At 69.2% G+C, this 12,483-nt stretch carries 8 protein-coding genes; 4 read left to right on the forward strand and 4 right to left on the reverse strand.

Going from position 1 to position 12,483, the window contains the following annotated elements; genetic code table 11:
- Nucleotides 1-14 precede the first annotated feature (14 nt).
- Complete coding sequence (cseC, locus tag ACT1U9_RS13470) at nt 15-1,322, forward strand: two-component system sensor histidine kinase CseC (RefSeq protein ID WP_444538537.1); 1,308 nt, start codon at nt 15-17, stop codon at nt 1,320-1,322.
- A gap of 302 nt (nt 1,323-1,624) precedes the next feature.
- On the opposite strand, the gene ACT1U9_RS13475 is transcribed toward cseC, so the two are convergent.
- Nucleotides 1,625-3,319 (reverse strand): MDR family MFS transporter, encoded by a 1,695-nt coding sequence (locus ACT1U9_RS13475; protein ID WP_444538538.1) that lies wholly within the window; start codon nt 3,317-3,319, stop codon nt 1,625-1,627.
- 111 nt (nt 3,320-3,430) lie between these two features.
- Here ACT1U9_RS13475 and ACT1U9_RS13480 point away from each other — a divergent pair, with 111 nt between their 5' ends.
- Nucleotides 3,431-4,021, forward strand: coding sequence for a TetR/AcrR family transcriptional regulator (locus tag ACT1U9_RS13480; protein ID WP_444538539.1), 591 nt, complete (start codon nt 3,431-3,433; stop codon nt 4,019-4,021).
- A gap of 49 nt (nt 4,022-4,070) precedes the next feature.
- On the opposite strand, the gene ACT1U9_RS13485 is transcribed toward ACT1U9_RS13480, so the two are convergent.
- On the reverse strand, nt 4,071-4,694 hold the full coding sequence (locus ACT1U9_RS13485; RefSeq protein ID WP_444538540.1) for a M23 family metallopeptidase: 624 nt from the start codon (nt 4,692-4,694) through the stop codon (nt 4,071-4,073).
- A 408-nt stretch (nt 4,695-5,102) separates the two neighbouring features.
- On the opposite strand from ACT1U9_RS13485, the gene ACT1U9_RS13490 reads away from it, so the two are divergent.
- Nucleotides 5,103-8,258 (forward strand): NACHT domain-containing protein, encoded by a 3,156-nt coding sequence (locus ACT1U9_RS13490; RefSeq protein ID WP_444538541.1) that lies wholly within the window; start codon nt 5,103-5,105, stop codon nt 8,256-8,258.
- 113 nt (nt 8,259-8,371) lie between these two features.
- On the opposite strand, the gene ACT1U9_RS13495 is transcribed toward ACT1U9_RS13490, so the two are convergent.
- A complete protein-coding gene (locus tag ACT1U9_RS13495) occupies nt 8,372-10,897 on the reverse strand; it encodes an ATP-dependent Clp protease ATP-binding subunit (RefSeq protein WP_444538542.1) in 2,526 nt (841 codons plus the stop codon).
- 450 nt (nt 10,898-11,347) lie between these two features.
- Between ACT1U9_RS13495 and ACT1U9_RS13500 the strand changes: the two genes are divergently transcribed.
- Nucleotides 11,348-12,013, forward strand: a complete 666-nt coding sequence (locus tag ACT1U9_RS13500; RefSeq protein WP_444538543.1) for an SCO3374 family protein — start codon at nt 11,348-11,350, stop codon at nt 12,011-12,013.
- Here ACT1U9_RS13500 and ACT1U9_RS13505 read toward each other — a convergent pair.
- The gene (locus ACT1U9_RS13505) at nt 11,992-12,330 is read right to left on the reverse strand and encodes a histone-like nucleoid-structuring protein Lsr2 (RefSeq protein WP_188272942.1); all 339 of its coding nucleotides are present in this window, start codon (nt 12,328-12,330) and stop codon (nt 11,992-11,994) included. The genes ACT1U9_RS13500 and ACT1U9_RS13505 overlap by 22 nt on opposite strands.
- Nucleotides 12,331-12,483 lie beyond the last annotated feature (153 nt).

Genomic DNA, 12,483 nt, shown 5'->3' on the forward strand with positions numbered 1-12,483 from the left:
GGCGGGAGGCGCGCGTGAGGCGCCCCGCCTTGCGGACCGGTGTCCGCTGGAAGATCAGCATCGCCATCACCGCCGTCGGCGCGCTCACCGTGATGGCGCTGAGCCTGGTCGTGCACAACGCCGCGCGGGTCTCGATGCTCGACAACGCGCGCGACCTCCAGCTCGACCGGGTGCTTTTCGCGCAGCGGATCTACGAGACGAGCAAGCAGACCCGGTTCGGCGCCAAGCTCAACGACCCCAAGCTGCCGCCCGACCTGAAGGCCAAGGCGGAAGCGGGCCGGCGGGCCACGTCCGTGCACGAGCCGAAGAGCGGCGTGCCGGACATCTGGGCGGCCGTGCCGGTCGGCAACGGCGACATCCTGTCGCTGCACAGCACGTTCACCGACCGCAGCTCCAACGTCATATCGGACCTCGACCGCGCCCTCGTCATCGGCTCGGTCGCGGTCGTCTTCGGCGGCTGCGCGCTCGGCATCCTCATCGGCGGCCAGATCTCGCGCCGCCTGCGCAAGGCCGCGGCGGCGGCGACGAAGGTCGCCGAAGGCCATACGGACGTACGGGTACGGGACGCGATCGGCGGCGTCGTACGCGACGAGACCGATGAACTGGCGCGCGCGGTGGACGCGTTGACGGACGCGCTCCAGGAGCGCCTGGAGGCCGAGCGCCGCGTCACCGCCGACATCGCGCACGAACTGCGCACCCCGGTGACGGGCCTGCTGACGGCGGCGGAACTGCTGCCCCCCGGCCGCCCCACCGAGCTCGTACGCAACCGGGCGCAGGCGATGCGGACGCTGGTGGAGGACGTGCTGGAGGTGGCGCGCCTGGACAGCGCGTCGGAGCGGGCGGAGCTCCAGGAGATCGCGCTCGGCGAATTCGTCAGCCGCCGCGTCGCGCTCCTCGACCCCGACGTAACGGTCAGGGTGGTCCACGAATCCTGGGTGAACACGGACCCGCGCCGCCTGGAGCGGATCCTGGGCAACCTGCTCGGCAACGCGGCGAAGCACGGCAAGGGGCCGGTGGAGGTCACGGTCGAGGGCCGCGTGGTCCGCGTCCGCGACCACGGCCCCGGCTTCCCGGAGGCCCTCCTGCGCGAGGGCCCCAGCCGCTTCCGCACCGGCAGCAGCGACCGGGCGGGCCACGGGCACGGCCTGGGCCTGACGATCGCGGCGGGCCAGGCGAAGGTGCTCGGCGCCCGCCTGACGTTCCGCAACGCGGCGCCGGAGGGCACGGGCACCGCGACGACGAGCGGAGCGATCGCGGTCCTCTGGCTCCCGGAGCATGCCCCGACGGCGACGGGGAGCTTTCCGGTGTTGCCGGGGCAGTAGTCCGGACCGGTAGGTGGTCCCAGGCCGGACCGGTACGTGGTCCCCCTGCGGCCCGTCGCGGGCTCGCGCCCTTGGGCCCCCACCCCGCCCCTTCCCGAAACCCTCCGGGGGTGGGTGGGGGTGAAGGGGGTTGCCCGGGGGCTACGCCCCCGGCAGCCGACGAACCCGGCCGCCCGCCCAGGCCACGCGGCGGAGCCGCAAAATGTCACAGCCGGGAAGGGGCGGGGTGGGGTGGGGAATCCACAACGAAGACCCCCGGAGGACAGGTTCCGGGGGCCTTCGGGCTGGGCGGGGAGGAGGGGTCAGACCTTCTCGTGTACGTCCGTGCGGTCCGCGGATTCGGGAGCCGACGCCGAGGTCGGGGCCGCGTCCGGCACCGTGGCCGCAGCCGCACCGGCACCAGGAGCCGCAGGCACCGCGTCCGGCACCGCAGCCACACCCGGCTCCGGCGCATCGCCAGACGGCTTCGGCCCAGCCCCCCGCAGCGGCACCTCCTTCACGAACAGCGCCGCCCCCAGCGCCCCCAGCGCAACCACCGCGCCCAGCAGGAACGCCCCATGCGTACCGGACGACACGGCGTGCTGGTAAGCCTCCCGAAGGGCCGGCGGCAGCTTCGCCAGGCTCGCCGCGTTCAGCTGAGCGGACTTCTCGGTCACCCCGGCGCCACCGCGCGCGGTCATCTCGTCCTGCACCCGGCTGTTGAACAGCGCGCCCATGATGGCGACACCGAACGACGAGCCGAGCGTACGGGCGAGCGTGCTGGTCGAGGACCCGACGCCGATGTCCCGCAGCTCCACACTGTTCTGCGCCACCAGCATGGTGATCTGGAGCAGGCAGCCCATGCCCGCACCCAGGATCGCCATGTACAGACCGGACGTGAGCCGGGTCGTGTCGGTGCCCATCGTCGACAGCAGGTACATGCCGACCGCCACCAGGATGCTGCCCACGATCGGGAACGCCTTGTAGCGGCCCGTCGACGTCGTGACGCGGCCCGCGAAGAGCGAGACGACCGTCATCGACAGCAGCATCGGAAGCAGCAGCAGACCGGAGTTGGTCGCCGAAGCACCCTGCACGGACTGCTGGTACAGCGGCAGGAACAGCACCGCGCCGAACATCACGAACCCGGTGATGAACGCGATCCCCGCCATCAGCGAGAAGTTGCGGCTGCGGAAGATGTGCAGCGGCACGATCGGCTCGGCGGCCTTGGTCTCGACGAAGAAGAACCCGACGAGCGACGCGACGCCGAGAGCGATCAGCTCCATGATCCGGGCCGAGCCCCAGGCGTACTCCGTCCCGCCCCACGTCGTGACCAGCACGATCGCGGTGATCCCGACGGTCAGCAGCACCGTACCGAGGTAGTCGATCTTCGGCTTGGACTTCTTCTTCGGCAGATGCAGTACGGCCGTCACCATCGCGAGCGCGACCACGCCGAGCGGCAGGTTGATGTAGAACGACCAGCGCCAGCCGAGGTGGTCGGTGATGGAGCCGCCGACCAGCGGGCCGCCGATCATGGCGATGCCCATGACACCGGCCATCATGCCCTGGTACTTGCCCCGCTCACGCGGCGGAATCAGCTCGCCGATGATCGCCATGACACCGACGATCAGACCGCCGGCGCCGAGGCCCTGGATCGCCCGGAACCCGATCAACTGGCCCATGTCCTGGGCCATTCCACTGAGCGCGGAGCCGATCAGGAAGACCACGATGGAGCTGAGGAACGCGCCCTTGCGGCCGTACATGTCGCCGAGCTTGCCCCAGATGGGCGTGGAGGCGGCGGTGGCCAGCGTGTACGCGGTGACCACCCACGACAGGTGCGCCATACCGCCGAGGTCACCGACGATGGTGGGCATCGCGGTGCCCACGATCATGTTGTCGAGCATCGCGAGGAGCATCGCGATCATCAGGGCCAGCAGGACCACCCGCACACTGCGCTGCTTGGGTCCCGCCGGTGGAGCCACCGGTCCGGCACCGGCCTCCATAGGTATCTGTTCAGCCATGTTTCCCACTCCCCTGCCCGACACTTACTTGCCGCCCGGCTAGTTACTACTACACTGGGGAAAGTAGACCCCTCACTAGCCGGGCGTCAAGTAAGTTTTCGGGAGAGCTCGATGACCAGTGGAAACCCTCGCCGGCGGGTCAACACCCGCCAGCGGATCCAGGACGTGGCCCTGGAGCTCTTCGGCGAGCAGGGGTACGAGAAGACCTCACTGCGGGAGATCGCGGAACGCCTCGATGTCACCAAGGCCGCGCTCTACTACCACTTCAAAACCAAGGAAGACATCCTGGTGAGCGTCTTTCAGGACCTCACCACACCCATGGACGAACTCCTGGAATGGGGCAGGACCCAGCCCCAGACCTTGGATTCCAAGATCGAGCTCCTGCGACGTTACAGCGACGCCCTCATCGACGCGGCCCCCATCTTCCGCTTCATGCAGGAGAATCAGGCAACGGTCCGTGAACTCTCGATCGGCGAGAACTTCAAGGACCGCGTGCTGGCGATGGTCGAGCTCCTGAAGGACCCGGGCGCCCCCCTGACCGACCAGATCCGCTGCTTCACAGCCCTCTTCTCCATGCACGTGGGCATGCACGCCCTACGAGACCTGGAGGGCGACCCGGAGGAAAAGCGCAAGGCGATCCTGGAGGTAGCGATCGACCTGGTGACGCAGGCGCACAGCGGCGACGGCAGCAGCGCCCCGTAAGGGGCGCGGGGAACTGCGCGACCAGCCACGCACGGCCCGCAGACGAGGGTCAGACGGTGACACCCTCGGCCCGCAGAAAGGCAACCGGATCAACGGCGGAGCCGTAATCCGCCGTGGTCCGCACCTCGAAGTGCAGATGCGGCCCACTGGAGTTCCCGGTGTTACCGGACAGCGCGATCACCTGATCCGTGACCACCGCCTCCCCCACCCGCACATCGACCCGCGACAGATGCGCGTACTGCGAATACGTGGCATCGGCATGCCGAATCACCACGGCGTTCCCGTACGCGGGACCGTCACCCCCGCCACCGGGCCCGGCCTTGACGACGACACCCGCGTGCACGGCCTTGACCGGCGTACCGACAGGCACCGCGAAGTCCTGCCCCGAGTGCCGATGCGCCCACATCGACCCACCGCTGCCGAACGTCGCGCTGAGCGTGTACGAGTCCACCGGGTCCACCCACACCGCGGCCTTCTTCGCCGCCGCCTCCTTGGCCTGCACGGCCGCCTTGGCCTGCGCGGCAGCCTGCGCGGCCACCCCGGCGGCCGGACCGGTCAGGCCAGGAGCGTCCGCACCGGCCGCCACGGCCGCCCCCGTACCCAGCAGGGCCGCGACTCCCACACCCGCCCCCACGACGGCGGCGGACAGACGGAAAGCGGTGCGCTGAGACATACGGGGACATACCTCCGGGCAGGAACGGACGCAGAAGCGGATGCGGAAACGGATATACGGGCAGGCGCAAAACGAGCCAGAACTTGGTAACCCGAACCCCCACCCCGCCCCAAAACGCCCATCTACTACCCAAAGCCGTATCGATCACCGACGGAATCCGGCCCAGCCACGCACCACCCCGCACCCGCGACCTGCTATCGGGCGTAGTAGGGCCCGAACCCCCTGTGCGACTTGTCACCGCCCCCGTCCCCACCAGGGACGTAAGTCCGTCCGTTTCGGGACCAAGGTCCCGCACCCCCCGCTACGCTGACGCGTCGTGGAACCCGGACTGATAGGCACGAAGTCTCAACTGCCGGAGGATGCGGGAGTGTTCGGCATCCCGATCCCGTCGGGCGGGGCCGGGGCGTCATGAACACGTTCCGGGGCGCGGAGCACACGGTCGCCGTGCTGGGGGCGCAGCAGGGCACCGGCGTCCTGATCCGGCCCGAGCTCGTACTGACCTGTGCGCACATCCTCGGCCGGGGCGACGGGCCGTATGTCGCCTTCCCCGGTCTCGACGGTCAGGTCCGGTTCGTACCGCTGTGGGTGGACCCCGACCTCGACGCCGCTCTTCTCCTGCACCAGGACGAGAAGCCCCTTCCCCCGTCCGTCGGCCTCGCCATGGGCGTGATCGCCACCGACCGGCCGATCGCCGACTGCGAGATCATCGGCCTGCCGGACATCCAGCGGTACGACGGCAACCGGCTGGACCTCGACCAGTTCACGGGAACGGTCCTGCCCGTCGCGGGCCGTATGCGCAACTCGCTGACCTTCGAGTTCGACCGCCCTCCGGCGGCCGAGCGGGCCGACGGCACCTCGCCGCTCGCCGGGCTCTCCGGCGCCCCGGTCTTCGCCGCGGACAAGCTGATCGGCATCGTCCAGCAGGTACCCCGGGGGCGCGGCCACCGCCGCGTCGAGTGCCTCGCCCTGTCGACGATCACCAAGAACACCGAGTTCGCCATCGCGTACAGCCCCTTCGACAGCGTCTCGCCGAGAGCGCGCCTCCAGGAGGTGACCAGCAGCCACCCCGAGGACGCCCAATACGAGCGGGATTACGCCCGCGCCCTGCGCGCCCAGTACCGCCGTACCAAGATATTCGGCCTGGACGAGCTCAACAAGCGCGACTCCGAGTGGGACCTGGACACCGCGTATCTGAGCCTGGAGGCCCAGTCGAAGGAGCCGGGCGCGTCCGGGGTCCCGGAGAGCAGCGCTCCGCAGCGCGTCGACGCCCTGCTGGCATCCCGGCCGCGCGTCCTGCTGCGGGGCGACGCGGGCGCGGGCAAGACGACCCTGGTGTGGTGGCTGTCCGCGCACGCGGCGGCGGGCACACTCGGCCCCCAGCTGGCGGACCTCAACGGCCTGGTTCCGTTTGTCGTCCCCCTGCGCACGCTGCGCGCGGCCAGCGGCACGTATCCACTGCCCGGCCAACTCCCGTACGCCGCACGTCTGATGATCGACAGGGCTCCGGAGGGATGGGCCGCCCGGGTCCTGAACGCGGGACGGGCGCTGCTGCTGGTGGACGGGCTCGACGAGGTCCCGCCGGACGCCCGCGAGGAGGCCCACCGCTGGCTCTCGAACCTTCTCTACCGCTACCCGGAGAACCGCTGCGTAGCGACCGTACGTCCGCTCGCGGTCGAGCCGGGCTGGCTGCGGCGCGACGGGTTCGAGGAGCTGCGGCTGCTGCCGATGCGGGACGACGACATCCAGGCGTTCGTGACCGCCTGGCACAACGCGGCCCGCCTGGACGGCGACGCACACGAGCCGCTGGACGAACTGGAACGCGACCTCGCCCACCAGTTCCGCACCAACCCCACCCTGACCGCCCTCGCCCGTACGCCCCTGCTCTGCGCGGTCATCTGCGCCCTGCACCGGTTACGTCAGGGCTTCCTGCCGAAGACGCGCTGGGAGCTGTATCAGTCGGCCCTGCGGATGCTCCTGGGCGAACGGGACGAGCGCCGCAAGGTGGGCGCGCCCGAGCGCATCACCCTCACGGTCGAGGAGTCCACGCAGCTGCTCCAGCGGATCGCGGTGTGGCTGGTCCGGGAAGGGCAGGCGGAGTTCACGGCCGAGCAGGCCGTGCTCCAGATCGAGCGGGCGCTGCCGGGGATGGATCGCGTGAGCGCGCAGGGCTCAGCAACGGAGGTGCTGCGCTACCTGCTGAACCGCACCGGCCTGCTTCAGGAGCGGACAGATGACGTCTACCAGTTCGCCCACCGCACCTTCCAGGACTTCCTCGCGGCGAAGGAACTGGTCGAGGACGACCACATCAAGGAACTGCTTCGGCACGCCACGGAGGAGCCGTGGCAGGACGTGATCCTGCTGGCGGCGGGGCACTGCGGACGCAGTCAACTGGCCGCGTTGGTCAATGGGTTGCTGAAGGTGCGGATCAACCGGTCGGACTTCCTGAGCAGGGCGCCGGAGGTCCACATCTTGGGAGCGCTGTGCGCCCAGCACGCGGCGTGGCTCGACGAGGAGACCCGTGCCCGGGTCAGGCGTTGCGTCGATGCGCTGCTGCCGCCCACCGGAACGCAGGAAGCCCGCTTGCTCGCCCGCCTCGGCCCCACTCTGCTCGATCAGCTGCCCGGGCCGCGAGATGTCGACGAGCACAGCTCAGCCGGGAGCTACACGGCCTTTCTGATCAGCATGATCGGAGGGCCCGAAGCCATCCCGTACGCACGTGCCTGGGTCGGTGTTCCTGCGGCGGCCGGGCTCCTCGCCGGCACCTGGGGCAGCTTTCCCACCGGGGAGTACGCGCGCGAAGTGCTGGCGCGGATCGATTGGGCCGCATGCACCCTGAACGTGACCTCGCGGGAGCATCTCCGAGAGCTTCACACGGTCGCCGGCCTCCAGCGGCTTCAGCTCACTGGGTCCTTCACCGCCGCGGAACTGGCCAGCTCCCTGCGCGACTTGCGACTCCGCATACTCGCCATGGTGGACAACAGAGCCATTTGCGACCTGTCGTTCCTACGCGACGGCAGCGAGCAACTTCAGGCACTCGACGTGGTCCGCTGTCCCCTGCTCGATGACTTCTCCGCGCTTCTCGACCTCCCAGCACTCACCACCCTGAGCCTCACCAAAGCAGGGGTCGACCGGCTGGCCGCGATACCGGCGCTTCCCAGCGTGTCCTCGCTGACTTTCACGGCAGAGGGCGCGGTCGACATGGCCGGGATCGAAGCCTGGCAGGGCTTGTCGTCGCTAAGGGCGGATCGCCTTGCCGACCCGTCCGATCTGCTCAACCGGATCGCGGGAATGCCCGGGATCACCGAGCTGGATCTGTCCTTCATCTCGGCCGAGCAGTTCCTCGCCGCGGATCCCTGCCCCACGGTGCGCAGCCTCGTCCTGCACCTGCCCCTCGGGCGCCTCGACTTCAAGGCCTACGGTCTTGAGCACCTGCCCCAGCGATTCCCCTCGCTGACCCGGCTGGCGCTCCATGGGGTGGTTCACCTGCGGCGTGACGTCACCAAGGCACTCCGCCGTGCCCTGCCCGGGGTGGAGATTCTGATCGGCGGCAAGAAGGTGTCCTGACCGCCCCCGGCCGTACCCACGAAAGCCGTGCTCACCAAAAGGGGCTGCCCCGGCCCCGTACGAAACTCCCGTACGGAATCCGGGGCAGCCCCTTCAAGAAGAGCCCTGGGAGGCTACGCCTCCTTGCTCAGGTTCGGGCCGGCGCCGCCGGCCGCCTGCTCGATCGGGGGGACGTCGGGCAGGGCCGACTTCTCCTCGCCTCGGAAGGTGAACTTCTTCGCGTCGCCCTCACCCTCGGTGTCGACGACCACGATGTGGCCGGGGCGCAGCTCGCCGAAGAGGATCTTCTCGGAGAGGATGTCCTCGATCTCGCGCTGGATCGTGCGGCGCAGCGGGCGGGCGCCCATGATCGGGTCGTAGCCCTTCTTCGCCAGCAGCGACTTGGAGTCCGCGCTGAGCTCGATGCCCATGTCGCGGTCCTTCAGACGCTCGTCCACCTTGGCGATCATGAGGTCGACGATCTGGATGATATCTTCCTCGGTGAGCTGGTGGAAGACCACCGTGTCGTCGACACGGTTCAGGAACTCGGGGCGGAAGTGCTGCTTCAGCTCCTCGTTGACCTTGGCCTTCATGCGCTCGTAGCCGGTCTTCACATCGCCCTGGGCGGCGAAGCCCAGGTTGAAGCCCTTGGAGATGTCCCGGGTGCCGAGGTTCGTGGTCATGATGATGACCGTGTTCTTGAAGTCGACGACCCGGCCCTGGGAGTCGGTCAGGCGACCGTCCTCCAGGATCTGGAGCAGGGAATTGAAGATGTCGGGGTGGGCCTTTTCGACCTCGTCGAAGAGGACGACGGAGAACGGCTTCCGGCGGACCTTCTCGGTCAGCTGGCCGCCCTCTTCGTAACCCACGTATCCGGGCGGGGAACCGAAGAGACGGGAAACCGTGTGCTTCTCGCTGAACTCCGACATGTCGAGGGAGATCAGCGCGTCCTCGTCGCCGAAGAGGAATTCGGCGAGCGTCTTGGAGAGCTCGGTCTTACCGACGCCGGACGGGCCGGCGAAGATGAACGAGCCACCGGGGCGCTTCGGGTCCTTCAGACCCGCACGGGTACGCCGGATCGCCTGGGAGAGCGCCTTGATGGCGTCCTTCTGGCCGATGACGCGCTTGTGGAGCTCGTCCTCCATGCGCAGCAGTCGCGAGGACTCCTCCTCGGTCAGCTTGAAGACGGGAATGCCGGTCGCGGTCGCCAGGACCTCGGCGATGAGCTCGCCGTCGACCTCGGCGACGACGTCCATGTCGCCGGCCTTCCACTCCTTCTCGCGCTTGGCCTTCGCCGCCAGCAGCTGCTTCTCCTTGTCGCGGAGAGACGCCGCCTTCTCGAAGTCCTGGGAGTCGATGGCCGACTCCTTGTCGCGGCGCACGCCCGCGATCTTCTCGTCGAACTCGCGCAGGTCCGGCGGCGCGGTCATCCGGCGGATGCGCATCCGGGAACCGGCCTCGTCGATCAGGTCGATCGCCTTGTCCGGCAGGAAGCGGTCCGAGATGTAGCGGTCGGCCAGCGTCGCGGCCTGGACCAGCGCCTCGTCCGTGATGGACACGCGGTGGTGGGCCTCGTACCGGTCGCGCAGACCCTTGAGGATCTCGATGGTGTGCGGCAGCGACGGCTCGGCGACCTGGATGGGCTGGAAGCGGCGCTCAAGGGCCGCGTCCTTCTCCAGGTGCTTGCGGTACTCGTCGAGCGTGGTGGCGCCGATGGTCTGGAGCTCACCGCGCGCGAGCATCGGCTTCAGGATCGAAGCCGCGTCGATCGCGCCCTCGGCGGCACCCGCACCCACCAGGGTGTGGAGCTCGTCGATGAACAGGATGATGTCGCCGCGGGTGCGGATCTCCTTGAGGACCTTCTTCAGGCGCTCCTCGAAGTCACCGCGGTAGCGGGAACCGGCGACCAGCGCGCCCAGGTCGAGGGTGTAGAGGTGCTTGTCCTTGAGGGTCTCGGGCACCTCGCCCTTGACGATGGCCTGCGCCAGGCCCTCGACGACGGCGGTCTTGCCGACGCCGGGCTCGCCGATGAGCACCGGGTTGTTCTTGGTGCGGCGGGACAGCACCTGCATGACCCGCTCGATCTCCTTCTCGCGCCCGATGACCGGGTCGAGCTTGGACTCACGAGCGGCCTGGGTGAGGTTCCGGCCGAACTGGTCGAGGACCAGGGAGGTCGAGGGGGTGCCCTCGGCCGGGCCGCCGGCGGTGGCGGCCTCCTTGCCCTGGTAGCCGGAGAGCAGCTGGATGACCTGCTGCCGCACCCGGTTGAGATCGGCGCCCAGCTTCACGAGGACCTGGGCGGCGACGCCCTCGCCCTCGCGGATCAGGCCGAGCAGGATGTGCTCGGTGCCGATGTAGTTGTGGCCGAGCTGGAGGGCCTCGCGGAGCGACAGCTCCAGGACCTTCTTGGCACGGGGCGTGAAGGGGATGTGGCCGGACGGGGCCTGCTGGCCCTGGCCGATGATCTCCTCCACCTGCTGGCGGACCGCCTCGAGCGAAATCCCGAGGCTCTCCAGGGCCTTAGCGGCGACACCCTCACCCTCATGGATAAGGCCCAGGAGGATGTGCTCGGTGCCGATGTAGTTGTGGTTGAGCATCCGGGCTTCTTCCTGAGCCAGGACGACAACCCGCCGCGCGCGGTCGGTGAACCTCTCGAACATCGTTAATCGCTCCTCAGAGCGGTCGGGCAGTTAGGGGTCGGTCCCCTCCCTGTCCTTCCGCATGCTAGTCCCGTGGGACGGGACAGCTCATTCCAACTGCCGACATCCGACCCGATCACCCCCGCCCAGGCGGGGAAACTTACTGCCGAACAGCCGACAACTGCTCCAACCCGATGGTGCGAGACGATGTTCCCGCAGGCCAGGCAGATACCCCTGTCTCCAGTACGCCGATGGCGAACGCGAGACGGCCCGACGAGCGTGTCGCCCCTCCCCACTAGGAATGTCTTACCCGTAACGACTGACAGTCCATGCGGCGCGCCCCGCTTCCCTCAGCTAAGGGCGAACACACTTGCGCTGCCGAATGCCTCTGCGCGCCCCCGTTGCCGCAACGGAGCGCGATCGTCCGGAAACTCTGCGTAACTCCGGGACGTTTCAGAAGTTGCTCCGGACATGGCCCTCACCGTGCCCTCCCCCGAGCTGCCGGCTCCGCTCGCGCAGGTCCCCGCGCCCCGCGCGCCGCTCGGCCTTCCGCTCGCCCAGTGGTACGAGCGGGAGCTCGGCTGGGCCGTGGCGGCCGGGCCGCCGGTGCGGCTGCTGACGGGGCTGCGCTTCGACGTGCTCGACGTGCCGGCTCCGGCCGGTGCCGCGCTGCTCAGCCGGTACGCCCATACCGGCCCGGTCGCCCTCATGGGGCGGCGGATGCGGTTCCTGGTGGCCGCGGGCAGCGCGGAGGAGCTGCCGGGGCTGCTCGACTGGCTGGAGTGGGGCGGGGTCGCCCTGGACCTGTCGGCTGTCGGCGCCGACGGCCGGATCACCGCCCCCGTGCCGTCCGGGTGGGACGGCTCGCGGGAGACCGCCGTATGGCTGCGGCCTCCCGAGCCGGGGTGCGAGGTAGAAGCAACCCTTCCGGCTTTCACCGGATTCACCGGACGCAGGGTCGACGGGGGCGGTGGGGGCACCCCCGACCTCGTCCGGCTGGTGGCCGCGGCGGCCACGGAATGCCACCGCGCCCGGTTGTTCCCCACGAAATCGGTAACCGGCTCCGCACTCGCCCCCGAGAGGGCGGACGCGAAGAGGTCGGGTAACGCGGGAACTCAGCCGTTCGCCTTCTCGTAGGCCTCACGGATATCGGCCGGGACGCGTCCGCGGTCGTTCACGTTGTAGCCCTGCTCCTTGGCCCACTTGCGGATCTGGGCCGTGTCCTGGTTGCCGGACGGCGCGATCACGGCGCGTCCCTTGCCCCGGCCGCTCGCGGCACGGCCGGTACGCCGACCGCTCTTCGTGTAGGGCTCGAGCAGTTCCCGGAGCTTGTCTGCGTTCGCGGTGGTGAGGTCGATCTCGAAGCTCTTGCCGTCGAGAGCGAACGTCACGGTCTCGTCCGCCTCGCCGCCGTCGAGGTCGTCGACAAGAAGGACCTGAACCTTCTGTGCCACGGGATTTCCTTTCATCGAAAATGCAGTACGCGGAAAGGAAACCGCTTTTGCCTGGAAAACACAAACCCTCGGGACAGGTTCAGGTGCCCGGCCGAGCGGGAAACGTACGCGATTCGGACATAGGGTTCTGTCGGCTTCCCCAGGGTTCCCGCG

This window comes from Streptomyces sp. BR1 (assembly GCF_052373795.1).
Lineage (GTDB): Bacteria > Actinomycetota > Actinomycetes > Streptomycetales > Streptomycetaceae > Streptomyces.